Origin of the sequence: Pseudomonas sp. NFIX28, from assembly GCF_900107395.1 — a bacterium.
GTDB lineage: Bacteria > Pseudomonadota > Gammaproteobacteria > Pseudomonadales > Pseudomonadaceae > Aquipseudomonas.
The window spans coordinates 123,313-146,841 of record NZ_FNPW01000003.1 but is presented as its reverse complement, the minus strand read 5'-3'; the positions used below and the strand labels follow the sequence as shown (position 1 = coordinate 146,841).

The 23,529-nt window shown below is 63.6% G+C and carries 23 protein-coding genes and 1 pseudogene; 12 read left to right on the top strand and 12 right to left on the bottom strand.

The features are described 5' to 3' along the window. Positions 1-171 precede the first annotated feature (171 nt). Both BLV20_RS07010 and BLV20_RS07005 read right to left on the bottom strand, forming a co-directional pair. On the bottom strand, positions 172-1,059 hold the full coding sequence (locus BLV20_RS07010; protein WP_092298908.1) for a dihydrodipicolinate synthase family protein: 888 nt from the start codon (positions 1,057-1,059) through the stop codon (positions 172-174). A 29-nt stretch (positions 1,060-1,088) separates the two neighbouring features. Then, positions 1,089-1,871, bottom strand: a complete 783-nt coding sequence (locus BLV20_RS07005; RefSeq protein WP_053259901.1) for an aldolase — start codon at positions 1,869-1,871, stop codon at positions 1,089-1,091. A gap of 160 nt (positions 1,872-2,031) precedes the next feature. Here BLV20_RS07005 and BLV20_RS07000 point away from each other — a divergent pair, with 160 nt between their 5' ends. After that, positions 2,032-2,574 carry a helix-turn-helix domain-containing protein gene (locus BLV20_RS07000; protein WP_092298906.1) on the top strand — a complete coding sequence of 181 codons (543 nt, stop codon included), beginning with the start codon at positions 2,032-2,034 and terminating at the stop codon, positions 2,572-2,574. A 115-nt stretch (positions 2,575-2,689) separates the two neighbouring features. Here BLV20_RS07000 and BLV20_RS06995 read toward each other — a convergent pair whose 3' ends face one another. Further along, on the bottom strand, positions 2,690-3,709 hold the full coding sequence (locus BLV20_RS06995) for a DUF4917 family protein (protein ID WP_092298903.1): 1,020 nt from the start codon (positions 3,707-3,709) through the stop codon (positions 2,690-2,692). Positions 3,710-3,866: 157 nt separating this feature from the next. Here BLV20_RS06995 and yiaY point away from each other — a divergent pair, with 157 nt between their 5' ends. Then, a complete protein-coding gene (yiaY, locus tag BLV20_RS06990) occupies positions 3,867-5,015 on the top strand; it encodes an L-threonine dehydrogenase (RefSeq protein WP_092298900.1) in 1,149 nt (382 codons plus the stop codon). A gap of 223 nt (positions 5,016-5,238) precedes the next feature. Here the strand turns inward: yiaY and BLV20_RS06985 are convergent. Both BLV20_RS06985 and BLV20_RS06980 read right to left on the bottom strand, forming a co-directional pair. Further along, positions 5,239-5,510, bottom strand: a pseudogene (locus tag BLV20_RS06985) (type II toxin-antitoxin system RelE/ParE family toxin). Further along, positions 5,500-5,730 carry a CopG family ribbon-helix-helix protein gene (locus BLV20_RS06980; protein ID WP_092299800.1) on the bottom strand — a complete coding sequence of 77 codons (231 nt, stop codon included), beginning with the start codon at positions 5,728-5,730 and terminating at the stop codon, positions 5,500-5,502. Before BLV20_RS06980 ends, BLV20_RS06985 begins: the two are co-directional and overlap by 11 nt. Positions 5,731-6,026: 296 nt before the next feature. Between BLV20_RS06980 and BLV20_RS06975 the strand changes: the two genes are divergently transcribed. The 5 genes from BLV20_RS06975 to BLV20_RS06955 all read left to right on the top strand — a co-directional run bounded on the left by BLV20_RS06975 (position 6,027) and on the right by BLV20_RS06955 (position 10,163). Continuing rightward, positions 6,027-6,770, top strand: a complete 744-nt coding sequence (locus BLV20_RS06975; protein WP_175540151.1) for a PA3715 family protein — start codon at positions 6,027-6,029, stop codon at positions 6,768-6,770. 74 nt (positions 6,771-6,844) lie between these two features. Further along, positions 6,845-7,261: a fosfomycin resistance glutathione transferase gene (fos, locus tag BLV20_RS06970; protein WP_092298897.1), complete on the top strand. Its 417-nt coding sequence runs from the start codon at positions 6,845-6,847 to the stop codon at positions 7,259-7,261. A 127-nt stretch (positions 7,262-7,388) separates the two neighbouring features. Continuing rightward, on the top strand, positions 7,389-8,027 hold the full coding sequence (locus BLV20_RS06965; RefSeq protein WP_092298894.1) for a LysE family translocator: 639 nt from the start codon (positions 7,389-7,391) through the stop codon (positions 8,025-8,027). 111 nt (positions 8,028-8,138) lie between these two features. Next, positions 8,139-9,488, top strand: coding sequence for a sensor domain-containing protein (locus BLV20_RS06960; protein ID WP_092298891.1), 1,350 nt, complete (start codon positions 8,139-8,141; stop codon positions 9,486-9,488). A 150-nt stretch (positions 9,489-9,638) separates the two neighbouring features. Continuing rightward, entirely contained in the window at positions 9,639-10,163 is a 525-nt protein-coding gene (locus tag BLV20_RS06955; protein ID WP_092298888.1) for a DUF4142 domain-containing protein, read from the top strand. Between the two features lie 96 nt (positions 10,164-10,259). On the opposite strand, the gene BLV20_RS06950 is transcribed toward BLV20_RS06955, so the two are convergent. Then, complete coding sequence (locus BLV20_RS06950) at positions 10,260-10,658, bottom strand: low affinity iron permease family protein (RefSeq protein WP_092298885.1); 399 nt, start codon at positions 10,656-10,658, stop codon at positions 10,260-10,262. Positions 10,659-10,899: 241 nt separating this feature from the next. On the opposite strand from BLV20_RS06950, the gene BLV20_RS06945 reads away from it, so the two are divergent. Continuing rightward, positions 10,900-11,985, top strand: a complete 1,086-nt coding sequence (locus BLV20_RS06945; protein ID WP_092298882.1) for a type I restriction endonuclease — start codon at positions 10,900-10,902, stop codon at positions 11,983-11,985. Between the two features lie 161 nt (positions 11,986-12,146). Here BLV20_RS06945 and BLV20_RS06940 read toward each other — a convergent pair whose 3' ends face one another. From BLV20_RS06940 to BLV20_RS06915, 6 genes are all read right to left on the bottom strand, one after another. Beyond that, positions 12,147-13,010 (bottom strand): lipopolysaccharide kinase InaA family protein, encoded by an 864-nt coding sequence (locus BLV20_RS06940; RefSeq protein WP_092298879.1) that lies wholly within the window; start codon positions 13,008-13,010, stop codon positions 12,147-12,149. 103 nt (positions 13,011-13,113) lie between these two features. After that, positions 13,114-13,911 carry an AraC family transcriptional regulator gene (locus BLV20_RS06935; protein ID WP_092298877.1) on the bottom strand — a complete coding sequence of 266 codons (798 nt, stop codon included), beginning with the start codon at positions 13,909-13,911 and terminating at the stop codon, positions 13,114-13,116. A gap of 131 nt (positions 13,912-14,042) precedes the next feature. Then, positions 14,043-15,308, bottom strand: a complete 1,266-nt coding sequence (locus tag BLV20_RS06930; protein ID WP_092298874.1) for an NAD(P)/FAD-dependent oxidoreductase — start codon at positions 15,306-15,308, stop codon at positions 14,043-14,045. After that, entirely contained in the window at positions 15,305-15,538 is a 234-nt protein-coding gene (locus tag BLV20_RS06925; protein ID WP_092298871.1) for a 2Fe-2S iron-sulfur cluster-binding protein, read from the bottom strand. Before BLV20_RS06925 ends, BLV20_RS06930 begins: the two co-directional genes overlap by 4 nt. After that, entirely contained in the window at positions 15,535-16,668 is a 1,134-nt protein-coding gene (locus BLV20_RS06920; RefSeq protein WP_092298868.1) for an NAD(P)/FAD-dependent oxidoreductase, read from the bottom strand. The genes BLV20_RS06925 and BLV20_RS06920 overlap by 4 nt, the downstream gene beginning before the upstream one ends. Further along, positions 16,665-17,597 carry a 4-hydroxyproline epimerase gene (locus tag BLV20_RS06915; RefSeq protein WP_092298865.1) on the bottom strand — a complete coding sequence of 311 codons (933 nt, stop codon included), beginning with the start codon at positions 17,595-17,597 and terminating at the stop codon, positions 16,665-16,667. Before BLV20_RS06915 ends, BLV20_RS06920 begins: the two co-directional genes overlap by 4 nt. Positions 17,598-18,090: 493 nt before the next feature. On the opposite strand from BLV20_RS06915, the gene BLV20_RS06910 reads away from it, so the two are divergent. From BLV20_RS06910 to BLV20_RS06895, 4 genes are all read left to right on the top strand, one after another. Then, positions 18,091-19,011, top strand: coding sequence for a dihydrodipicolinate synthase family protein (locus BLV20_RS06910; RefSeq protein ID WP_092298862.1), 921 nt, complete (start codon positions 18,091-18,093; stop codon positions 19,009-19,011). A gap of 163 nt (positions 19,012-19,174) precedes the next feature. After that, positions 19,175-20,743 carry an APC family permease gene (locus BLV20_RS06905; protein WP_092298859.1) on the top strand — a complete coding sequence of 523 codons (1,569 nt, stop codon included), beginning with the start codon at positions 19,175-19,177 and terminating at the stop codon, positions 20,741-20,743. A 70-nt stretch (positions 20,744-20,813) separates the two neighbouring features. After that, positions 20,814-22,388 (top strand): aldehyde dehydrogenase (NADP(+)), encoded by a 1,575-nt coding sequence (locus tag BLV20_RS06900; RefSeq protein ID WP_092298856.1) that lies wholly within the window; start codon positions 20,814-20,816, stop codon positions 22,386-22,388. Between the two features lie 105 nt (positions 22,389-22,493). Next, complete coding sequence (locus BLV20_RS06895) at positions 22,494-23,510, top strand: Ldh family oxidoreductase (RefSeq protein WP_092298853.1); 1,017 nt, start codon at positions 22,494-22,496, stop codon at positions 23,508-23,510. Positions 23,511-23,529 lie beyond the last annotated feature (19 nt).

Below are 23,529 nucleotides of genomic sequence, written 5' to 3'. Positions count from 1 at the left end.
GGCTTTTTGTTGGGCGGTGATTTTGTGGGAGCCAGGCAATGTGTGTTGTGCCTGATGCAGCGCTATCGCGGGCAAGCCTCGCTCCTACGCAAGCCTGGGCGCGCGAATCTGTAGGAGCCAGGCTTTGCCGGCGATGAGGCCCGCAAGCTCGCCCCTACAGCCAGGGCCCGATCAGCGCACTGCGTTCAACATGGCCTGCAACTGGTCGCGTCCGGCTTCACCCAACGGGAACACCGGGCGGCGTGGCTCGCCGACCTGCAGGCCGGTCATGTTCAACCCGGCCTTGATGGTGGTCGGCAGGCCGCCCTTGAGGATGAAGTCGAGCACCGGCAACTGGCGGTAGAACAACTCGCGCGCACGGCCCAGGTCGTTGCCCAGCACCGCCTGGTACAGGTCCAGGTTGAGCTGCGGGATCAGGTTCGCCGCGGCGGTGCACCAGCCCTTGGCGCCGGCGGCGAAGGCTTCCAGGGCCAGCGGGTTGCAACCGTTGTAGAACGGCACCTGGTCTTCGCCCAGCAATTGCAGCTTGTGCATGCGCTGGATGTCGCCGGTGCTCTCTTTGACCATGGTCACGTTTTCCACGGCGTGGAAGATCCGCAGGATCAGCTCCACCGACATGTCGGTGCCGCTGGTGGCCGGGTTGTTGTAGAGCATGATCGGCACGCCGATGCTGGCGCCGATGGCCTGGTAGTGGGCGAGGATCTCGGCTTCGCTGAGCTTCCAGTAGGACGTCGGCAGGACCATCACCGCATCGGCGCCCTTGGCCTCGGCAAAACGCGCGCGGCGCACGGCCTTGGCGGTGGTCAGGTCGGAAACGCTGACGATGGTCGGCACGCGCTTGGCCACGCGGCGGATGCTGAATTCGGCGACCTGGTCCCACTCGGCGTCGCTCAGGTAGGCGCCTTCGCCGGTGCTGCCCAGGGGCGCGATGGCATGCACGCCGCTGTCGATCAGGCGATCGATGGAACGGCCGAGGGTGTCCAGGTCCAGTTGCTCGCCGTTGGCGGTGAACGGGGTGATGGTGTAGCCGATGATGCCGTGAATATTGGCGTTCGACATGGCGACGCTCCTTTAAATAATGAGGGGGTTCAGTTCAGGCAATCGGCGTGTTGCTTGAGGTTCTGCCGAGCGTAGTAGTTGAAGGCCGCGGCGTGGCGCTTGGGCTTGGAGATCCAGTCATGGGCCTCGCGGCCGAGCTCCGGCAGGATCGGCTTGATGGTGCCGGCGGCCATGGCCAGCAGCTGCAGCTTGGCGGCGCGCTCGATCAATTGGGCGATCACGCAGGCTTCCTCGATGCTGGCGCCGGTGGACAGCTGGCCGTGGTGCGAAAGCAGGATGGCGCGCTTGTCGCCCAGGGCCGCGGAGATGATCTCGCCTTCTTCGTTACCCACCGGCACGCCTGGCCAGGCCTTGAGAAAGGCGCAGTCGTCATACAGCGGGCACAGGTCCATGTGGGAGATTTCCAGCGGCACTTCGATCATCGACAACGCGGCGACGTGGGTCGGGTGCGTGTGGATGATGCAGTTCACGTCGGGGCGGGCGCGGTACACCCAGCTGTGGAAACGGTTGGCCGGGTTGGGCATGCCGTGGCCTTCGAGCACCTCCAGGTCTTCGTTGACCAGCAGCAGGTTGCCCGCGGTGATTTCATCAAAACCCAGGCCCAGTTGCTGGGTGTAGTAAGTGCCCGGTTGCGGGCCACGGGCGGTGATCTGCCCGGCCAGGCCGGAGTCGTGCCCGTTCTCGAACAGGATGCGGCAGGTCAGGGCCAGCTTTTGCCGGTCGGTCCACGTATTATCCGCCAGGGTGTTTTGCATCTGGGTCAGGGCCTGCCTGACCAGCTGCTCTTTGGGTAGTGCTAATGTCTTGGCCATATCGGGTGTCCTTTGGTGGTTGCAATGGACGTCGGATTTGCCAGCTCCCGCTGCTCGCAAGGTCGTTGGGTGAAAGCAAATGACACTAAAGAGGCTATATGACACGCTGTGTCATTGGCAAGGACAAATCGTCGCCTCCTTGATGGGTTAACCGTTCTACATGTCTATCCGTTTGAAATTATTGAGAAAAAAACTTGGCGTGACGCTGGAGGCCCTGGCCGAGAAATCCGGCATGACCAAGAGCTACCTGTCGAAAGTCGAGCGCGGCCTGAACACGCCCTCGATTGCCGCCGCGTTGAAACTGGCCAAGGCATTGAACGTGAAAGTCGAGGAGCTGTTCGCCGAAGACAACGTCAGCCTCGACAGCTACAGCCTGGTGCGCAGCGACGAACGCCAGTCGCTGGCGGCCAACGACCAGGCGCCGGGTTATGCGGTGCTGGCGCATCAGGTCAGCGAGCGCAGCCTGTTGCCCTTCATCATCTACCCGCCCAGCGAGTTCACCGACAAGAGCTTCAAGGAGCACCTGGGGGAGGAGTTTCTGTTTGTCCACGAAGGGCAGGTGGAAGTGGACTTCATGAACGAACGGGTGATCCTCAACCGCGGCGACGCGCTGCACTTCAATGCGCAAAAGCCCCACCGCCTGCGCTCGGTGGGCGAGGTGCAGGCGCAGTTGCTGGTGGTGGTGCACAGCGGCGAAGAGTGAGCCGCTGCGCTATTGGTAGGAGCGAAGCTTGCTCGCGATGGCGTCATTGCAGGTAGACCGCGGTGTCTGGATCGCGGGCAAGCCTCGCTCCTACGGAGGATCGCCCGCTTCGCTGTCAGCGTTCGACCGGCACTGACAGCGCAGGATCGCCCAGCGCATGGCTCTTCGCATCGAAGAACCGCAACGTCACGTCCATCCCCGCGAACAGCTGGGCGTAGCGCCGCTTCTGGTTCTGGATGAAGGCTTTGCTGCGCGGGTAGATCGAGATCGCCAGGATCTGCATTTTGGCTTGGCGGATTGCGCTCACCAGGTGGCTGTCCTGCGAGCCCAGGTCATGGCCGAAGATGCACAGCGCATCGCTGTGGTTGAGCAACTGCTGGTAGCAGAACGACAGGTAGTCGCTGCTGCGGATGGTCTTGAGCTTGTCCGCCACCGGGCCTTCGCTGACGAACAGCGGCACATCGTCGAGGGTCTTGAGGGTGTTGTTGATGGCGAAATTGCCCAGCAGCGTGCCTTCGGTGGAGCCCAGCTTGCGCGCGGTGCCGTCCTGGTTGCGCACCAGGTGCAGGCCGCCGTGCAGGTACAGCACGCGGGTCTGCTTGCTGGCGGTGTGGCTGATGTCGAAGCTCGGCTCGGCGCCCTGGAACAGGTCGTCGAGGCCCTGGGCATCGTGCTGGATCGCCCAGTAGTTGAGCAGGTCGTAGTTGCTGGTGAACACCGTGCGATAGCGGCGCAGCTCCTGGTTGATCTGCGCCAGCGTCGCCGGCTGCACCAGGCGCCATGGAATGTGCACCGCGTGCACGGTGTTGATCAGCGCTTCCTTGATTGCGTAATACCGATTGCGCGGCGCCGCGGAGCTGACGGCCAGGGCCTTGTTGACCCGGCTGGTGGTTTTCAGGGCGGCCAGCACCTGCTCGAAACTGCGGGTCTGCAGGGCTTCGAACACGCTCAGCTCGGAGGGGCTCAGGGGCTTTTCTTCGACGGTGCGGGCGTTCTCGAACAGCGAGTCGTAGGCGAAGTCTTCCCACACCGCGCGGCTGGCGCCGTTGCCGATCAGCAGGCCGGCGATCGGCGTGCTGGCGCGCAAGGCGTTCCAGTCTTCAAGGTCGGTATCAAATTCGTGGAAGTCCATCATCGCGGTTCGTCGTCTCAAGGCAGAAGGTATACAGGGCGCCGACTTTATCACGACCGACCCTTGAGCCAGATCAACAACGCGCGTGACCTATCGGTCAATCCTGTGGGCATTTGCCGGATCGGCACGGCTGATCCGGCGCCAGCCTGGAGGACGCGCCATGAGCAGCACTTTTTTCATTCCCGCCGTGAACATCATGGGTATCGACTGCCTCGACGAGGCCATGGTCGCGATTCGCAACTACGGCTTTCGCAAGGCGCTGATCGTCACCGACGCTGGCCTGGCCAAGGCCGGAGTGGCCGGCATGATCAGCGAGAAACTGGCGATGCAGGATATCGACTCGGTGATTTTCGACGGCGCCAAGCCGAACCCGAGCATCGACAACGTGGAAAAAGGCCTGGCGCAATTGCAGCGCAGCGCTTGCGATTTCGTGGTTTCCCTCGGCGGCGGTTCGCCCCATGACTGCGCCAAGGGCATTGCCCTGTGCGCCACCAATGGCGGGCACATCAGCGACTACGAGGGCGTCGACCGTTCGACCAAGCCGCAACTGCCGCTGATCGCGATCAACACCACCGCCGGCACCGCCAGCGAAATGACCCGTTTCTGCATCATCACCGACGAGCAGCGCCACGTGAAAATGGCCATCGTCGACCGCAACGTCACGCCGCTGCTGTCGGTCAACGACCCGGCGCTGATGGTCGCCATGCCCAAGGGCCTGACCGCCGCCACCGGCATGGACGCGCTGACCCATGCGATCGAAGCCTATGTGTCCACCGCGGCCAACCCGATCACCGATGCCTGCGCCCTGAAAGCCATAACCATGATCAGCCAGAACCTGCGCCAGGCGGTGCACGACGGCAGCGACCTGGTTGCCCGGGAAAACATGGCCTACGCGCAATTCCTCGCCGGCATGGCTTTCAACAACGCGTCGCTGGGTTTCGTGCATGCGATGGCGCACCAGCTGGGCGGTTTTTACGATTTGCCCCACGGCGTATGCAACGCCGTGCTGCTGCCCCATGTGCAGAGCTTCAACGCCATGGTCTGCGCCGGGCGCCTGACCGACGTGGCACACGCCTTGGGCGCGGATATCCGTGGCTTCAGCCCGGAAGAGGGCGCGCAGGCCGCCATCAGCGCCATTCGCGGCCTGGCCCGGGACGTCGAGATTCCCAACGGCCTGCGTGAGCTGGGCGCCAAGCTGACAGACATCCCGGTCCTGGCCGCCAACGCCCTGAAAGACGCCTGCGGCCTGACCAACCCCCGCACCGCCGACCAGCGCCAGATCGAAGAGATTTTCCGTAGCGCGTTCTGATACCGGCCCATGTCCAATAGCGCGCTCAGGCCCTTGCTGGCCTGGGTGTGCCAATAGGCTGACCAGCATCGAGCAAGGCCATGCTGGCAATGGCCGGCATGGTGGGGCCAAGGCGAATATCAAAGAAGCGGCAATCAGCGCAGCTTGCGTCCGAGCGTTGGGGGCGCCTGACGGCATGCCGTGCGGAACCCAGGGTAAACGGCAGGCTGACGCCGAGCACAAGCTACGGGTGTTTGTCTTGCCAGCAGGCAGGCGGTAAACGCCGGGTATGGAAAATCCGCAGGATCTGCAGGCGTCCCTGGCGGACGCGGTAGGGGATCAGGTAAGGGCGATTGGGTACCGCCCATTCACGGGTACCGGGCAAGCGGCCTTCGCGGCCACTGGCGGGAAAACGGCTTTTGACAAATTCCGTGGCGGCCTGAGGATTGTCCTGGGCAATGTAGATGGCTTCGTCATCAAGGTTCTGAGGGCGGTACGCAACCACTCAACGCGCATTGCCAATCCATTTATCGAGCACGCCGTGCAGCTCTTCGGCGCTGGCGAAGTCGCCTGCTTCTGCTTCTGTCAGGGCTTTTTGGATCTCATTGATTTGCCAGGCTTCGCGGGCCAGATATTCTCTCAGCGCATCCACAGCGAGGAATGACTTGCTGCGGCCTGTCGTCTTTGCCAGGTGAGCCAGGGTATCGGCAACATCGTCGGGCAGGCGCAAGGGCATGACGGCGGACATGGCGATCTCGATGTAGTGGTTTGTAATACAACATGCTACATCGCTACCCAGGACTTGGTGCCAGAGCCATTCGTGCAGTGTGAGCACTGCTTTGGTTCAAGACGATTCATAACAGGGGCTCTACATGCTCACCGGTCGCAGCCAGGGGTGCTGCAACTACGGCTGGACGCCCGCTGGGACAGCGGTGCCTGGTGGCGGTCGCCAAGAGTTGAAAGGGCGGATCGAGCGGGTGATAGTGCGTAGCTGAAATGCTATGGATGTTGATTGATGCAAGGAGCAGAAAAATGACATCGAAGTTTGCTGGATTATGTGGCTTGGCGATGATTGGGCTGTCGCTGAACATCACCCATGTTTATGCCCAATGTACTGCGCCCGAATTCAAGGATGGCGTGGTGGGATACTCGGAATGCAAGGAGTGGCCAGCCTATCCCGGAGTGAACATTACCGTGAGCTCGCAGCGAGAGGGGCCGCCGCGCGCTGAAGACCCTTATGAGGGAACCTATGATCTACGGTTGGCGCTGGTTGCCAGCAATGGTGGTGCTCCCCTGGCCACTTATTTTCACGCCTCGTCATTCAGTTCCGATGCGATCGGCTTCGACTGGCTGAGCATCGATACCGCTCGCTATATTCTCACGCCGCAGTTGCGCGCATTCGGGGTTCGTGCTGCCTTCAGGGGTTCTTCACGGGCCAACCCTTTCGGTGAAACCTGGCTGTCGCTCTACGTCAAAGAGGGCAAGACCCTGCGTCCGGTGCTGGAGTCATTGATCGTCGAGTCCAATGGCGGTGAGTGGGATACCAACTGCGAAGGCGAGTTCCATGAGACCAAACGTACTCTCCAGATGGCCAGCACCAGCAGTCATGGTTATGCTGATCTGATCGTCAAAACCCAGTCGAGCGGGTCGACCAATATTCGCAAGGGCGAAGAGTGCGTATCCGTATCCAGTGCCAAGAAGACAGCAGTGACCACCTTGCGTTACGACGGAAAGCAATATGCGGTGCCGGAAAGTCTGCAAGGCCGCCAGTTCTAATGTATTACCCAAGCCCCGAGTTGGCCTCTGGCCAGGGACACAGGGTGGTCGAAGGACTCAAAGGAATCCGAACCATGCTCACCGGCCTCAACCACCTGACCCTCGCCGTCACCGACCTGAACCGCAGCCTGGCGTTCTACCGCGAACTGCTCGGCCTGCGCCTGGATGCCAGTTGGGACGGCGGCGCCTACCTGTCGCTGCCCGGCCTGTGGTTGTGCCTGTCGCTGGACCCGTCGCGGCGCTTGGCCGAAGTGCCGGACTACACCCATTACGCTTTCAGTATCGAGGCCGGGCATTTCCTGACGTTCGTCCAGCGCTTGCGGGCGGCTGGCGTGCGGGAGTGGCGCGACAACCGCAGCGAAGGCGCATCGTTCTATTTCCTCGACCCCGACGGCCATCAGCTGGAAGCCCATGTCGGCGATCTGGCCTCGCGTTTGCGCGCCTGTCGGCGGCAGCCCTATGCCGGGATGACGATCTTTACCGACGAATGACCGATCACCGCCGCTTCAAGACGGCTGGCTGTCGCTATGGCGACCATGGTGGGGTGGTGCGGGGGCGCACAAGTCGGCAGAATCCTGCGATCAAAACCGCGCCACCTTCGGCGCTTCGGAGTGTGGCATGACTTCTTCGCTGTTACTGGCCGTTCTCGCCTCGGGTTTTATTTACGGCATTACCCCTGGCCCCGGCGTGCTGGCGGTCTTCGGCATTGGCGCGGCGCGCGGGCGGCGGGCCGGGGCCGGCTTTCTCTGCGGGCACCTGCTGGGCGATGTGGTCTGGTGCAGTACCGCGCTGATCGCCATCGTCGGCGCGCGGGAGATCGGCAGCACGGCCTTCGATGTGCTGGGTGTGCTCAGCGGCCTGTACCTGTTCTGGCTCGGCCTGCGGGCGATCCGCAGCCAGCGCAGCAACGGGCAGGAACCCCAGGGCCCGGCGCGTCAGCCGTTCTGGCACGGCATCCTGTTCGGCCTGACCAACCCCAAGGCGTACCCGGTGGCCGTGGCGACTTTTACCGCGCTGTTGTCCAGCCGCGCCGAATTGCTCAATTGGTCGATGCTGCCCTGGTTGATCTTCCTCAGTTTCCTCGGCGGTATCGGCGCATACGCTATTCTGATTGGCATCGTCGGTGCGCGGCAGGTTCGGACCCTCTATCAGCGTCATGAACTGGCGATCACCCGGCTTTGCGGCGTGATGTTCATCGGGTTCGCCATCAACGCCTTGCTGCATGCCGTTCCGGGGTTGCTGGCGAACAAGGCATAAAAACTGTCTGCAAGGTTGCGACAGTCACGGACAGGCAGCGGCCCCGCGCCGCTGCCAGAACCCAGGGATTGATACTCGGCGCTTTATCTTCACAGGCAGTGTCGTTCCCTGATGGCAACCAACAACTCCGCGCCCCTGGCCAGTTTCATCGACCTTCTGCTGGACGCTGTCTGCGCGGTGGATATCGAAGGCCGTTTCGTCTTCGTCAGCGCCGCCTGCGAGCGCATTTTCGGTTACACGCCGGACGAGTTGGTCGGCCGGCGCATGATCGAGCTGGTGCACCCCGCGGATCGCGCGCGGACCCTGCAGGCCGCCGATCGGATCATGAGCGGCGAACCCATGCCCAATTTCGAGAACCGCTACCTGCGCAAGGACGGGCAGGTCGCGCATATCCTCTGGTCGGCGCGCTGGTCCGAAGTCGATCAACTGCGCATCGCCGTGGCCCGCGACATCACCGAACGCAAGCAGGCCGAATCGCGGCAGGCGGCGCTGTATGCGATTTCCGAAGCGGCCCATGCCGCCGAGGACCTGCTGGCGCTGTTCGGGCGCGTGCACCGGATCATTGGGGAATGGCTGCCGGCGCTGAATTTCTCGGTGGCGCTGTATGACGAGCAATGCCAGGCGCTGAGCTTTCCCTATCACGTCGACGACCGCGAGCGTTGCCCGGAGCAACCGGGCACGCTGACCGGCAGCCTGTGCGCCGAGGTGATCCGCAGTGGCCAGCCGTTGTTGCTGACCCCCGACAATTACGGGCCGTTACCGCAGCTGCCGGATGCCGTTTCCGAGCAGCATTCGCCGTGCTGGCTTGGCGCGCCGCTGAACTCGCAGAAAGGCACCATCGGCGCGCTGATCGTCAAGAGCGCGCCGGGTGACGAGCGCTACACCGAGCAGGACAAGGAGCTGTTGCAATACGTCTGTGCCCAGCTCGCCACCGCCATCGAGCGCAAGCAGTTGCATACGCGCCTGCAGTACATGGCCCAGTACGACCAGTTGACCCAACTGCCCAACCGCGAATTGCTCCGCGAGCGCCTGCGCAGCGCGTTGGCCCTGGCCCGTCGCGAGGCCGGGCGCATGGCTTTGCTCTACGTCGACCTGGACCGCTTCAAGCAGGTCAACGACACCTTTGGCCACGCCGTCGGCGATATGTTGCTGCAGGCCGTGGCCAACCGGCTCAAGGCCTGCGTGCGCGAGAGCGACACCGTGGCGCGGATCGGTGGCGACGAATTCGTGGTGCTGCTCGGCTGTATCCAGCAGGCGGAAGACGCGGGCATCGTCGCCGGGAAGATTCGCCAGGCGCTCAATGAGCCGCTGCGCCTGGACGGCCATCAGCTGAGCATTCTGCCGAGCATCGGCATTGGCCTGTTTCCCGACCACGGCCATGACGAAAAGCAGTTGTTCAAGCACGCCGACGAAGCGATGTACACCGCCAAACGCGCCCAGCGCAGCCCGTCCCGCGCCTGAAGCAAGCGCTGGCGCGAGGCGGGTTACTGATGATTTCCCCGGCAACCGTTCGTCGTGGCCGATGCAACTTTTTCAAACCTTTGATGGCCTGAAAGCTCTCATTCTGTGCAGGCGCCGTGCGCCGTTACCTGATCAAAGGAGGCCGATACCATGAGTTTCAGGGCCACCCATCTGTCCCGCACCTGCCTCGCGCTGCTGCTCGGCCTGAGCGCCACCGCGGCGTTCGCCCAATCCCCCGCGGAATTTATCGATGACGCCTCGGTCAAGGGCATGGCAGACATCGAAGCCAGTCGTCTGGCTCACCAGAAGACATCCTCCAAGGCAGTCAAGGACTACACCATCGTGGTCATCAACGACCGCACCACCGCCAACCAGCACCTGGCGAAAATCGCCAAGAAACTCGACCTGCCCGTAGCGCCCCGGGAAGAAGTGATCAACCGGGCCAAGGCGTTGATCCCTGAGGTTCCGGAAGGCGAGGCTTTCGACGCCGCCTATGCCGAGAGCCAGGTCAAGGCCACCGAAGAGGCCATCGAGCAGATCCAGCAACAGGCCGAAACCACCTCGGTACCCGAGCTCAAGGCCTTCGCCGAAGAAACCCTGCCGAAACTGCAGAACCACCTGCAAATGGCCAGGGCCCTCAAGGCTGGCAGGCCCCTGGACCAACTGGATGGCTGAATGCCGTCCTGGTGCCGATGCGCCTTCGGGCTCGGCCTGAAGGCACATCGGCGCCAGCGCTTGGCTCTTGCCTGCCAGGCATTTGCCGGCGGCGATTCAACTCGGTTTCTGCTCTTGCGTGGGCAGTATTTCATCCAGCTTCAAGGATTCGCCTTCCCCGATCTTCTTGTATTCCTGGCGCAGCTTTTCCAACTGGGGAAGATCCAACCCATCCAGGCTCAGCAAGGCGTTGTGGGCATCCTTGGTGGCGCGCACCAATTCGTCGATCTTCAAATGCAGGATGTCGTTGTCGCGGTTCTGGGTGTTCTGGATCACGAACACCATCAGGAAGGTGATGATGGTGGTGGAGGTATTGATGATCAGCTGCCAGGTGTCGTCAAAGTCGAAGATCGGCCCACTTATGCCCCAGAGCGCAATCAGCGCCAGCGCGATCATAAAGGTCCCCGGACTGCCGGCCCACAGCGACAGCTTCTGTGAGAATTTGGCGAATTTCATCGTGGTCACCCCTGTGCGGCTGTATCTGAAATTCAGACAGTGACGGCGCTGGGAAAATTCTTTTTTAGATTGTCCCTTCGGCTGCGGTTAAGGGCTGAATTTGCTCGGCTGGAAGAAATTTCGTCCCGGTGTTCTATCCAAAATGGAGGGAATCTTTCTTTGTGGCGGTTTGTGTCTAGTATCAATGGCAGTCAATTTGCCACCACGCTCATACACGGATCGGACAGGTAAGAGGCCACTCATGGAATTTTTCGAGAAGTTAACCAGTCTTGCTGCCAAGGTACGTTTGCAGGGAGCCGCCATTCAGACGGAAGAAGCGACAAAAAATGCCTTCGTCATGCCTTTCATTAGTACGGTGTTGGGTTACGACGTATTCGATCCGACGGAGGTGACGCCAGAATTCGTTTGCGATATAGGGACCAAGAAGGGCGAAAAGATCGATTACGCGATCATGAAGGAAGGTGAGGTTCAGATACTTATCGAATGCAAGAAGATCGGCGAGTCGTTGCAGATCAATCATGCGTCGCAATTGTTTCGTTACTTCCATGTCACCAGCGCGCGGATTTCCATTCTCACTAATGGCCAGGTTTATAAGTTTTTCACTGACTTGGATGCTCCCAACAAGATGGATGAAAAACCCTTCCTTGAACTGGACTTGCTCGATATCGATGAGTATTCGGTGCCAGAACTGACCAAGCTGACTAAGTCGTCTTTTGATGTCGAGTCGATTATCAGTGCGGCAGGTGAGCTGAAGTACGTAAGCCAGATCAAGAAAGTCATCGCTTCTCAGGTCAGTAAGCCAGACGATGACTTCGTCAAAGTTTTCGCCTCGCGGGTGTACGACGGAGTGATTACTCAAAAAGTCCGTGAGCAATTTTATGAGCTGACGCGAAAAGCGGTGGGGCAGTTCCTCAATGATCAAATCAACGATCGTCTCAAGTCTGCAATGAGTGGTGCTATCCAGCCATCTCTTGCGGTTACCTCAGCTTCCGGAGCGGGGAGTGCCGATAACGATGATGCAGATACGGCAGACGATAAAGTGCTGACGACGCTGGAGGAGCTCGAGGGGTATCACATCGTACGGGCTGTGGTTCGCTCCGTGGTTGATGCCAAGCGAATCGTTCAACGGGACACTCAGAGTTACTTCGGTATCTTGCTTGACGACAACAACCGAAAACCGATTTGCCGCCTGCACTTCAATCGCTCACAAAAGTACATCGGGATTTTTGACGAGGAAAAAAATGAAACCCGTCATCCGATTAGTTCTGTCGACGAAATCTACGAGTACTCTGATCACCTGAAAAAAACCGTCGGATATTACGATTAGGAAACTTGTACGAGATCGAGTTCAAAACCGGCGCGGCACGCCGGTTTTTTATATCCGGCTTACTCTGTCGGTATTACCTCAATCCCCGCTTGAAATACCCGCGATTGGCAATAAAAAAACCGCTCATCAAGAGCGGTTTATGAAGAAGGATCGGATGGGCGTCAGGCGCTTATCGCTCGCATGAAGGCTGCTTGTGCCCTGGCGCAGGTGAGGATGCTGTAGCGCGTGGTGCGGGAGACTTTTTCGTCGCGAAAGCGCTGGTACACCGGCTGGAAAATCCGTCGGTCCAGGTTTGGCTGTTGCGCGTTCAGGTAGGCCTCGCAGAGTCGGTCGTAATCTTCTTGCGAGATGAATCGGCGGAACCAGAAACGGTAGAAATAACCCAGCAGGAAACCCAGGCTGAAGTCGCGGTCGAGCACTGTGTGGGCGCAGCATTCGAAGTCGATCAGGCGCAGGCGGCCGTCGGCGCCGATAAGGATGTTTTTCGGGTGTGGGTCCATGTGCACGAAGTCGTCGTCGAGCATCTGGCCGAACAGGCGAAAAATATCCGGTAGCAGGGTTTGCACCTGTTCCGGATGGGCGATCAGGCGGGTGTCGACGTCGCAATGATTGGCCCAGAAACCCACCACCAAATATTCTTCGCGCAGGAACGGGAAGCGCCCCTTGTAGCCGAACGCCGAGACTTGGGGCGTGAGGCCAGACTTGGCCGAAACCCGCGACAAATTGATGAATTCATTGGTCAGGTCGTGCAAGCCGAAGCTGCGCTTGAGCCCGAGGAAGTTCTGCAATTGCTTTTTCCAATGGGTCAGGCGGTTGCGCTTGAGCACCCATTGGCGTTCGCCTTCGAGCAGGAATACACCACGACTGTCTTCAGGAATATCCAGCGTGGGGTGTTGCTCAGGCGTCGCCAGGAAACCGCGGATCAGCCTGTCCAGTTCTGGCTGGTGGGACGGCTCGATATGGAAGGTCACGCCATCGATCCGCTGCCGATGCAGCGTCCGGGTGAGGTTCCTGAGGTGACGCATGCGTGGCTCCTGGCAATCGATGGCAAACGCTGGGCAGGTTTGCGATGGCCTGCCGAAAAGGTCGCGCATCATAAGGCATGGCGAGGCCGGGAACCGACGAAATTTAGGTCGGCACGGCCGCGCCTGCGCCCAGCGCATTCTGCCGAAACTGCCGTGGGCTGACGCCGGTCAGGGCCTTGAACTGGCGGCTGAAGGCGCTGTGGTCGGTGTAGCCGCATTGCAGGGCGACGTCGGTGATCGGCAGCTCGCCGAGCAGCAGGCGCGAGGCATGTTCCAGGCGCACTTTGTGGATCATCTGCCGCGGGGTGAGGTGGAAGATGCGTTTGCAGTAGCGCTCCAGCTGGGCGATGGACAGGTCGGCGATATGCGTCAGGTCGTCGAGGCGAATGGCCTCGTTGTAGTGCTCGCGGATATGCCGGTCCACCGCGGCCAGGCGTTCGTAGGCCGGGTGCGTGTCGCGCGCGGCCTGCAGGTCGAGGGAGATGCCGGCCATGCCGATGATCTGCCCGTCGCGCCCTTGCAGCGGCAGCTTGTGGGTCAGGCACCAGCCGGGCTCGCGGCTGCCGTACAGGTGCAGTTCCAACTGGCCCTTGATGGTGATGCCCTGGCGTAGCACGCGTTGGTCCTGCTCGGTATAGACCGGGCCGAGCACGGCGGGAAACACCTCGGCCGAAGTCTTGCCCAGCAGCGGCGTGACGTTCTTGAAGCCGCAACGCTGGGCCAGGGTCAGGTTGGCGGCCAGGTAGCGGGCCTGCAGGTCCTTGATGAAAAACACCGCGTTGGACAGGGTGTCGAGCAGCGGGATGACCAGGGCCATGCTGCCCAGGAGGCTGTGAATATCCTCGGGCGCCTGGTTGGCGATGGCTTCGGGCAGACGGTGCAGCTGAACGGTATCGATCATCAGGGGCTGCTCTTTTCATGGGGCCGGGCGCGCCCCGTGGCGGCTCCAGGGAGGCATCCTTGAACCCCTGGGCTACCCGGCCGCCGGGCCGTGGCGTTCCTGTGGATGCGCCGGCGGCAACGGACGGCTTGTCACTGTACGCCGGGCGTCGACGAATCCACCAACAGTGTCTCGATCCTGGCGGGCACCAGGGGCGCTCGTGGCGTCGGCGCGGCCCAGCCGAACAAGGCTTGCGCGGCCGTGGCACAGACCCGTCCCTGGCAGGCGCCCATGCCGCAGCGGCTGTGCAGTTTGGCCTCAGTCCAGCTCGCTTTGCCAGCTACGTCGGCGTACGGCACATCCTCGCAGCGGCACAGCAGCGTATCAGGTCGCGCCAGGCGCAGAAGCCCGGGTTGGAGCGTGAACGCTTCGTGCACCCGCTCGGCGAACGCCTGCCAATGGGCCCGGCGCTGGGCCTGCTTGAGGGCCTCCAGGACCTGCCCGCTGGCGGCCAGCCCGGCGATCTCGCCTTCGACCCTCGCCAGTTCGCTGCCGCCGACCCCGGTGCATTCGCCGGCCGCATAGACCTGCGCGAGGCTGGTGGCCTGGTAGCGATCCACGGCAATGGCATTGGCCTGCAACTGGCAGCCCAGGTGGCTGGCGAGGGTGGTGTTGGGCACCAGCCCGAAGCCGCAGGCGAGGCGTTCGCACGGCACTTCCCGCACCTGCGTGCCCTGCCGGATGCGTACCGCCTCCAGGCGATCTTCGCCCAGGGCTTCAAGCACATGGGCATTCCAGCGATAGGCCGTGGTGGCCAGCCCGGCAGCCTGGCCGAGCTTGGCCGGCCAGCGCCAGAGGCCAGCGGCGAATTTTCCCAGCGCGGCCAGCGGGGCTTGTTCCAGGACCGCTTCGACCCGGGCGCCGGCCTGGCGCGCGGTGGCGGCGCTGGCCAGCAGCAGCGGCCCGCTACCGGCAATGACCACGCGTTCGCCGGCCATCGCCAGGCCGTTTTTCAACAGGGCCTGCAAGGCCCCGGCGCCCGTCACCCCCGGCAAGGTCCAGCCAGGGAAGGGCAGCAGCAGTTCCCGGGCGCCGCAGCACAGGATCAGGCGCTGGTACTGCACCAGCAACGCCTGCCCAGCGTCCTCCAGCAGCAGGGTATTGGCGCCGGCACCGGCCACCACGCGGGTGCCCGGCAGGTAACGCAACCGCGGATGCTCCAGCACCTGCAAGGCTGTGCGGGCGATACCGGCGAGCGCCACGCCCGGCCCGTTGCGCCAGATCTGCCCGCCGGGGCGCGGGTTGTCGTCGAGCAGGATGATGGAAAGGTCGCTGCGGCTCGCCGCCCGGGCTGCCGCGAGGCCGGCCGGGCCACTGCCGACGATGAGGATGTCGCAATTCAGGCGCCGTTCGCTCATGGCGTGCGCTCCACGTGCATGCCTTCGCGGCACAGGGTCTGGCAGGCCAACTGGCGCCGGCCGTCGATGGTCATGCGGCACTCCTGGCAGATGCCCATGCCGCAAAATGGCGCCCGCGGCTGGCCGGTGCAGGAGGTTCGGGTGCGTGGGTCGCCGCTGTCGGCGATCGCGGCGGCCACGCTCAGGCCCTCGCGCACGGCCAGCGCCTGACGGTCCAGGTAGATGATCATGAGGGGGCTCCAGGCAGGGCGGCGGTGAGGGCGGCGAAGCGCTCGGGTCGATAGGGATGGGGGTTGATATCCGGCCGTTCGCCGAGCATCAGGCTGGTCAGCAGGCGGCCGCTGCCGGGGGCGGTGGTGACGCCCAGGCCTTCATGCCCGACCGCCAGCCACAGGCCTGGGTGACGGGGATGTTCGCCCAGTATCGGCAGGCCATCCGGGCTGGCGGCGCGAAACCCGGTCCAGGCGCGGATCCCGTTCCATCGCGCGAGGCCCGGCAGATAATCCACGGCGCGGCGCAACATGGGCGCCAGCACCGCGGGTTCGATGGCCGGGTCGAGGGTGTCGAATTGCCGGGACGAACCGATCAGCAATTGCCCGGTCGGCCGTGGCTGCACATTGAACGCCACCGAGGTGCCGTTGCTGGCGTGGGCGCTGGCGGCGTAGCCCAGCTCCACCAGTTGGTGCGACACCTGTTGCGGGTAACGATCGGTGATCAGCAGATGGCCCTTTTTCGGCCGCAGCGGCAATTCCGGCAGCAGCGTTGCAGCCGCCAGCCCATTGGCCAGCACCACATACTCGGCGCGCAGCACGCGGCCGTCATCCAGCTCGACGCGATGGGCGGCGATGGCGCTGACCGTAGCGCGCTCGAAGCTGACCCCGGGGGTGTCATGCAACAGCCAGTGGGCGGTGGCCGGGGCGTAGAGAATGCCGTCGCCGGGAATCTTCAAGGCGCCGCCAAGCCCTTTGCGCAACAAGGGTTCGAGCTCGGCCAGGGCGGTGCTGTCGAGCAACTCGCCAGCTACCCCATGTTCGGCCAGGGTGGCCTGCTTGGCCCGGGCCAGGTCCATTTCCGCATGGTCGGCGGCCAGCCACAGGGTGCCGCAATTGCGGTAGGCGCAGGCGCCTGGCAGCTGGCTTCGCAGCTGGTTCCACAGGCCGATGGAGTAGTGACTCAGCGCCAGTTCGGCGGGGTTGTCGTCCATTGCCACCAAGTGGCCCATGCCCGCGCCGGTGGCGCCGCCGCTGGCGTTGTCGAGCACCCGGACCCGCAGGCCGCGGCGCGCCATTTCATGGGCGCAGGCGGCCCCGACTATGCCGCCGCCGATCACCAGGACGTCGGCTTCGGCCGGCTCGCTCACGAGACGATGCCCCAGCCGAAGGGGTCGTTGTCTTCGATCAGCAGGCAGGCCTCGGCGCTGATATGGGCGGTGCCGCGAATGGTCGGGATGATTTGTTCGCCGGCCTGCTCGTAGCGGGCGCTGAACTGGCTGCCGATCACGCTGGCCTGGCGCCAGGTCGCACCGGGCGCCAGCTTGCCGTCGGCGGCCAGGCAAGCCAGCTTGGCGCTGGTGCCGGTGCCGCAGGGGGAGCGGTCGTAGGCTTTGCCGGGGCACAGCACGAAGTTGCGGCTGTCGGCCTGCTCGTCGTCGGCGAACAGCTCGATATGGTCGATCACGCCACCGTCGGCGCCGCTGATGCCGGCGGCCTCCAGGGCTTCGCGCACGGCCCAGGTGTAGTGGGTCAGGGCTTCGACGTTGTCCAGGGCGATGCGCTGGCCATGCTCGCTGATCAGGAAGAACCAGTTGCCGCCCCAGGCAATGTCGCCGCGGACTGTGCCGTGGCCGGGCAGTTGCAGTTCGACGCCGCTGCGATGACGGTAGGCCGGCACGTTGCGCACACTGACCGACAGGTCGTCGTGCAGGGTCGCGCTGACGGTGCCGACCGGGGTTTCGATGCGGTGCACGCCTGGTTCGATGCGCCCCAGGTGATGCAGCGAGCGCACCAGGCCGATGGTGCCGTGGCCGCACATACCCAGGTAGCCGCTGTTATTGAAGAAGATCACCCCGGCACAGGCATCCGCCGCCTGCGGCTCGCACAGCAATGCCCCCACCAGCACATCGCTGCCCCGCGGTTCCAGCACGCAGGCCGTGCGCCAATGGTCGTGGCGCTCTTGCAGGACGGCCAGCCGCTGGGCCATCGAACCGCCGCCCAGGTCGGGAAAGCCGTCGATAACCAGGCGAGTCGGTTCGCCCCCCGTATGTGAATCGATGACGGATATTTTTTTCATGGCAGCACCTGTCGGAAAAGGCCTACAGAGTGGCGCGAGGAAGGGCGGTATCGCTTGTGGGTTTTCTCTGTCGCGGATGACGAAATTGGCACAGTGCCGGGGCTCGCCCATCCTGTAGCCGCAGCCGAGGTACGAGGCTGCGATCGGGTTGGGCGGCATTCCGACGAAGCGGCCGCCAGCCTTGTGTCCTCGGTCTCTCTGACAAACCGAATTGCCGGGTTTACGACTGCTGCGCAGCCGATCGCAGCTTCGTACCTCGGCAGCGGCTACAGGTGTGCAATGCGGCTGCTGGTGCAGGGGGTTTCAGGCGGGTCGAAGGAGGGTAGTGCGCAGGCGCAATGGACGGAAAAGGGCAGTGGGCGATTGGGTGAGTGTGCCGATTTCGTCTTGCTTAGGCGGGAAAAACCTCAAGCTGCGAAGCGGTGAAAGGCGGAATCTGTTTTTCGTTTCCAACGCCTGTCGGTCCGACCGACTCAACCACAAGGACAAGACCATGAGCCGTAAAGCCATCCACTGGAGCGGTGTGTTTCCTGCCGTCAGCACCCAGTTCAAACCTGACTTTTCCCTGGACCTGGAGGCCACCCACAGGGTCATGCGCAACCTGGTGGCCGACGGGGTGTCGGGCCTGGTGGTGTGTGGCACCGTGGGCGAAAACACCTCGCTGAGCACCGCGGAAAAACTCTCGGTGATCGAAGTCGCCAAGGATGCCGCCGCCGGCCGTGTGCCGGTGATCGCCGGGATCGCCGAGTTCACCACCGACTTCGCCCGCAACACCGTGCGTGAAGCGGCCAAGGTCGGCGTCGACGGGGTGATGGTCATGCCGGCCCTGGTGTACTCGGCCAAGTCCCATGAGACCGCCGCGCACTTTCGCGCGATCGCCACCGGTACCGACTTGCCGGTGATGGTCTACAACAACCCGCCGATCTACAAAAACGACGTTACCCCGGACGTGCTGATCGCCCTGCAGGACTGCGAAAACATCGTCTGCTTCAAGGACTCCTCCGGCGACACTCGGCGCTTCATCGACCTGCGCAATGCCGTGGGCGACCGTTTCGTGCTGTTCGCCGGCCTGGATGACGTGGTGGTGGAAAGCATCGCCGTCGGCGCCGAAGGCTGGATCTCCGGGATGTCCACCGCCTTCCCGAAAGAGGGCGAGACCCTGTTCCGCCTGGCCAAGGAAAAACGCTTCGAAGAGGCCCTGGCGCTGTACCGCTGGTTCATGCCGCTGCTGCACCTGGATGCGCGCCCGGACCTGGTGCAGTGCATCAAGCTCTGTGAGGAGCTGGTCGGTCGCGGCTCCTCGATCACCCGCCCACCGCGCCTGCCCCTGCAAGGCGAAACCCTGGCCGAGGTCAAGGCGATAGTCGCCAAGGCCCTGGCCGAGCGTCCGCAGCTGCCGGACGTGGGCCTGTAAACCCGCCGACGGGACGCCCCCGCGCCATGCGTCGTGGGGTGTCCTGGTCCATGAGAAGAACAATCGGGCACTGGTGCGGTGCCATGTTTCACCACGTCGATCTTCAGGGGGCGACGTGACATTCGATCTGCCTACTCCAATAACTCAATAAGAAGGCGCGCCTATGTCAGGCCAAGGCAAATTCAAGAAACAGCTCTCTCTGGTTGACCTCACTTTCATCGGCCTGGGGGCGATCTTCGGCTCCGGCTGGTTGTTCGCCGCCAGCCATGTCTCGGCGATTGCCGGGCCGGCGGGGATCTTCTCCTGGCTGCTCGGCGGCTTCGCCGTCCTGCTGCTGGGCATTGTCTACTGCGAACTGGGCGCGGCGCTGCCACGAGCGGGCGGGGTGGTGCGCTATCCGGTGTTCTCCCACGGCCCGTTGCTGGGCTACCTGATGGGCTTTATCACGCTGATCGCGTTTTCCAGCCTGGTGGCGATCGAAGTGGTCGCGGCGCGGCAATACGCGGCGGCCTGGTTTCCGGGGCTGACCCATGCCGGCACCAGCAACCCGACCATCATCGGCTGGCTGGTGCAGCTCGCCCTGTTGTGCCTGTTCTTCTGGCTCAACTACTCCAGCGTCAAGACCTTCGCCAAATCCAACAATTTCATCAGCCTGTTCAAATTCGTCGTGCCGCTGCTGGTCATCGGCGTGCTGTTTACCTTCTTCAAGCCGGAGAATTTCTATATCCAGGGCTTTGCCCCTTTCGGCCTGTCCGGTATCGAAATGGCGGTGTCCGCCGGCGGCATCATCTTCGCCTACCTGGGCCTGACGCCGATCATTTCGGTGGCCAGCGAAGTGCGCAATCCGCAGCGCACCATTCCCATCGCGCTGATCCTTTCGGTGCTGCTCTCGACCCTGATTTACGGCCTGCTGCAATTGGCGTTCCTCGGCAGTATTCCCACCGACATGCTGGCCAACGGCTGGAGCAGCATCAGCAAGGAGTTCTCCCTGCCGTATCGCGATATCGCCCTGACCCTGGGCGTCGGCTGGCTGGCCTATCTGGTGGTGGCGGACGCGGTCATCTCCCCCAGCGGCTGCGGCAACATCTACATGAACGCCACGCCGCGGGTGGTGTATGGCTGGGCGAAGACCGGGACCTTCTTCAAGATCTTCACCCGCATCGACGAGGAATCCGGCATTCCGCGCCCGGCGCTGTGGCTGACCTTCGGCTTGTCGGTGTTCTGGACCTTGCCGTTCCCGTCCTGGGAGGCGTTGATCAACGTAGTGTCGGCGGCCCTGGTGCTGAGTTATGCGATTGCCCCGATCAGCGTGGCGGCGCTGCGCAAGAGCGCGCCGGACCTGCGGCGGCCATTCCGGGTCAGCGGTTTCGGCGTGTTGGGGCCGGTGTCCTTTGTCATCGCCGCGCTGATCGTCTACTGGTCGGGTTGGAGCACGGTGTCCTGGCTGCTGGGCCTGCAGATCCTGATGTTCGTCATCTATCTGTGCTGCAAGCGCCTGGTGCCCACCGACCACCTGAGCCTGACCGAACAGGTGCGCTCGTCCCTGTGGCTGATCGCTTTTTACGCCCTGACCATCGTCATTTCCTACCTGGGCAGCTTCGGCGGTATCGGCACCCTGACCCACCCTTACGACACCCTGGTCGTCACCGCCATGGCCCTGTGCATCTACTACTGGGGAGCCAATACCGGCGTGCCGGCCAGCAAGCTGGTGCTCGAAGGGGAAGACGAATGATTGCTGTCCGGCCTTCCATTCGGCCCAGGTCCTTCATTTCGCTCACGCCATTTATCCAGAGAGGTAACCCATGCCTGTAACAGGACAACTGCTGATCGGCCAAACCCGCGTGCGCGGTAGCCATGGCGAAGTGCGTGCGCTGGCCGCCGCCAGCGGCGAGGCCCTGGCGCCGGGGTTCGGCGGCGCCGGCCCGAACGAGCTGGAGCGGGCCTGCGCCCTGGCCGAGGCGGCATTGGACCGCTATCGGGAAACCAGCCTGGAGCAGCGCGCGGCTTTTCTCGAGAACATCGCCAGCAACATCCTCGCCCTGGGCGATGAGCTGATCGAGCGCTGCATGAGCGAGACCGGCCTGCCGCGTGCCCGCCTGGAAGGCGAGCGGGGGCGCACGGTCGGCCAGTTGCGCTTGTTCGCGGCGGTGGTGCGCGACGGCGGTTTCCTGGAGGCGCGCATCGATCCGGCGCAGCCCGAGCGCCAGCCCTTGCCCAAGGTCGATCTGCGCCTGCGCCACATCGCTATCGGGCCGGTGGCGGTGTTCGGCGCCTCGAATTTTCCCCTGGCGTTCTCCGTGGCCGGCGGCGACACCGCTTCGGCGCTGGCCGCCGGTTGCCCGGTGGTGGTCAAGGCGCATTCGGCGCACCCCGGCACTTCGGAACTGGTAGGCCAGGCGATCCAGCAGGCGGTGCACAGCCAGGGATTGCCGGAAGGCGTGTTCTCGCTGCTGTTCGATTCCGGCCGCCGCATCGGCCAGGGGCTGGTGGCGGATGCTCGGATCAAGGCCGTGGGCTTTACCGGCTCGCGCAGTGGCGGCGTGGCGTTGATGAAGATCGCCCAGGCCCGTGAAGAGCCGATTCCGGTGTATGCCGAAATGAGCTCGATCAACCCGGTGCTGCTGTTGGCCCATGCGCTGGCCGAGCGCGGCGAAGACATCGCCAAGGCCTTTGTCGGCTCCCTGGTCCTGGGCGCCGGGCAGTTCTGCACCAACCCGGGGTTGATCCTGGCCATCGACAGCCCGGCGTTGCGCGGATTCGAAACCGCAGCGGCAGCCGCGCTCAAGCTGGCACCCGCGCAGACCATGCTGACGCCGGGCATCCATGCCAGCTATTGCCAGGGCGTCGAGCGGCTTGGGCAGCATGCCGAGGTGGACACTGTGGGGCAGGGTGCCGATGGCGAACGTTACCAGGCCCGTGCCGCGCTGTTCGCGACGTCGGCCGAGGCCTTCATGGCCCGCGCTGAGCTGCGTGAAGAAATCTTCGGCCCGGCCTCGTTGATCGTGCGTTGCACGGATGCCGCGCAGATGAAAGCGCTGCTGGCGAGCCTGGAAGGCCAACTGACCATCGCCCTGCACCTGAGCGACGCCGACCATCCGCAAGCCCGGGAATGGCTGCCGTTGCTGGAGCGAAAGGCCGGCCGTCTGCTGGTCAATGGTTTCGGCACCGGGGTCGAAGTCGGCCATGCCATGGTCCATGGCGGGCCGTTCCCGGCCACTTCCGATACGCGCACCACGTCGGTGGGCAGCCTGGCGATCCAGCGTTTCCTGCGCCCGGTGTCTTATCAGGATTTGCCGCAAGCGCTGTTGCCGCAGGCCTTGCGCAGCGACAACCCCTGGCACGTTCCGCAGCGCCTCAATGGCGAGCGCCCGTTGTAGCCGCTGCCGCAGGCTGCGATCAGGCCGCAGGCCTGCGGCGTTCTCACCTTCAACCCATAGGGCCGGGCTTTCCGGCCCCAAGGTTTTTATCGGAGCAAAAGCCTCATGTCCGAACTCGTCACCCTTTCCCTCGCCGAAGTCCAGGACCTGTCCTTCACGGTGCTGACCCGCCACGGCCTGTCCGACGCCCATGCCCGGGCCATTGCCGAGGTGATCACCCAGGGGCAGCGCGACGAATGCCATTCCCATGGCCTGTATCGCCTGCTGGGCTGCGTGCGTTCCGTGCGCGAAGGCAAGGTCGACCCGCTGGCCGAGCCGAGCCTGCGGCATATCTCTGCCGGCGTGCTGGAAGTCGATGCGCACTACGGCTATTCCCTGCTGGCGTTCCAGACCGGCCTGCCGCTGCTGGCGGAAAAGGCCCGCAGCCAGGGGCTGGCGGCCATGGCGATCAAGCGGTGTTTTCACTTCTCCGCTTTGTGGCCGGAGGTCGAGGCCATCGCCGCCGCCGGGCTGGTGGGCATCGCCATGAACCCCAGCCATAGCTGGGTAGCGCCGGCCGGCGGGAGCAAGCCGGTGTTCGGCACCAACCCCCTGGCCTTCGCCTGGCCACGACCGGGCGGCCAGCCGTTCGTGTTCGACTTCGCCACAAGCGCCATTGCCCGCGGCGATATCGAGCTGCACGCGCGCCAAGGCAAAGCCATTCCCGAGCACTGGGCCATCGACGCCCAGGGCCAGCCGACCACAGATGCCAAGGCGGCCCTGCAAGGCGCCATGCAAACCTTCGGCGGGCACAAGGGCTCAGCCCTGGCGGCGATGATCGAACTGCTGGCCGGCGCCCTGATCGGCGACCTCACCAGCGCCGAGTCCATGGCCTTCGACGCTGGCGTCGGCGCAGCGCCCTGCCATGGCGAGCTGATCCTGGCGTTCGATCCCCAAGTGTTTTTGGGCGAGGGCTACCAGCAAGGCCTGGAGCGCGCCGAAGGGCTATTCGCCGCCATCACTGGGCAAGGCGCGCGGCTGCCGTCGCAGCGGCGCTTCGAGGCCAGGGCCCGCAGCGCGCAGCACGGCGTTCAAATCCCTCGCGCGTTGTTCAACGATATCCGGGCGCTGTTGGAGCAGTAGCCGCGGTTTCTGTAGGAGC

Excerpts from the sequence above, each read along its gene's own strand:
- BLV20_RS06960 (WP_092298891.1), top strand. The coding sequence starts at position 8,139 with ATGGCAACCAACAACTCCGCGCCCCTGGCCAGTTTCATCGACCTTCTG.
- BLV20_RS06980 (WP_092299800.1), bottom strand. The coding sequence starts at position 5,730 with ATGCCCTTGCGCCTGCCCGACGATGTTGCCGATACCCTGGCTCACCTG.
- BLV20_RS06905 (WP_092298859.1), top strand. The coding sequence starts at position 19,175 with ATGTCAGGCCAAGGCAAATTCAAGAAACAGCTCTCTCTGGTTGACCTC.
- BLV20_RS07000 (WP_092298906.1), top strand. The coding sequence starts at position 2,032 with ATGTCTATCCGTTTGAAATTATTGAGAAAAAAACTTGGCGTGACGCTG.
- BLV20_RS06965 (WP_092298894.1), top strand. The coding sequence starts at position 7,389 with ATGACTTCTTCGCTGTTACTGGCCGTTCTCGCCTCGGGTTTTATTTAC.
- BLV20_RS06895 (WP_092298853.1), top strand. The coding sequence starts at position 22,494 with ATGTCCGAACTCGTCACCCTTTCCCTCGCCGAAGTCCAGGACCTGTCC.
- yiaY (WP_092298900.1), top strand. The coding sequence starts at position 3,867 with ATGAGCAGCACTTTTTTCATTCCCGCCGTGAACATCATGGGTATCGAC.
- BLV20_RS06935 (WP_092298877.1), bottom strand. The coding sequence starts at position 13,911 with ATGATCGATACCGTTCAGCTGCACCGTCTGCCCGAAGCCATCGCCAAC.
- BLV20_RS06915 (WP_092298865.1), bottom strand. The coding sequence starts at position 17,597 with ATGAAAAAAATATCCGTCATCGATTCACATACGGGGGGCGAACCGACT.
- BLV20_RS07005 (WP_053259901.1), bottom strand. The coding sequence starts at position 1,871 with ATGGCCAAGACATTAGCACTACCCAAAGAGCAGCTGGTCAGGCAGGCC.
- BLV20_RS06910 (WP_092298862.1), top strand. The coding sequence starts at position 18,091 with ATGAGCCGTAAAGCCATCCACTGGAGCGGTGTGTTTCCTGCCGTCAGC.
- BLV20_RS06945 (WP_092298882.1), top strand. The coding sequence starts at position 10,900 with ATGGAATTTTTCGAGAAGTTAACCAGTCTTGCTGCCAAGGTACGTTTG.
- BLV20_RS06955 (WP_092298888.1), top strand. The coding sequence starts at position 9,639 with ATGAGTTTCAGGGCCACCCATCTGTCCCGCACCTGCCTCGCGCTGCTG.
- BLV20_RS06925 (WP_092298871.1), bottom strand. The coding sequence starts at position 15,538 with ATGATCATCTACCTGGACCGTCAGGCGCTGGCCGTGCGCGAGGGCCTG.
- BLV20_RS06975 (WP_175540151.1), top strand. The coding sequence starts at position 6,027 with ATGACATCGAAGTTTGCTGGATTATGTGGCTTGGCGATGATTGGGCTG.
- BLV20_RS06940 (WP_092298879.1), bottom strand. The coding sequence starts at position 13,010 with ATGCGTCACCTCAGGAACCTCACCCGGACGCTGCATCGGCAGCGGATC.
- fos (WP_092298897.1), top strand. The coding sequence starts at position 6,845 with ATGCTCACCGGCCTCAACCACCTGACCCTCGCCGTCACCGACCTGAAC.
- BLV20_RS06930 (WP_092298874.1), bottom strand. The coding sequence starts at position 15,308 with ATGAGCGAACGGCGCCTGAATTGCGACATCCTCATCGTCGGCAGTGGC.
- BLV20_RS06900 (WP_092298856.1), top strand. The coding sequence starts at position 20,814 with ATGCCTGTAACAGGACAACTGCTGATCGGCCAAACCCGCGTGCGCGGT.
- BLV20_RS07010 (WP_092298908.1), bottom strand. The coding sequence starts at position 1,059 with ATGTCGAACGCCAATATTCACGGCATCATCGGCTACACCATCACCCCG.
- BLV20_RS06995 (WP_092298903.1), bottom strand. The coding sequence starts at position 3,709 with ATGATGGACTTCCACGAATTTGATACCGACCTTGAAGACTGGAACGCC.
- BLV20_RS06950 (WP_092298885.1), bottom strand. The coding sequence starts at position 10,658 with ATGAAATTCGCCAAATTCTCACAGAAGCTGTCGCTGTGGGCCGGCAGT.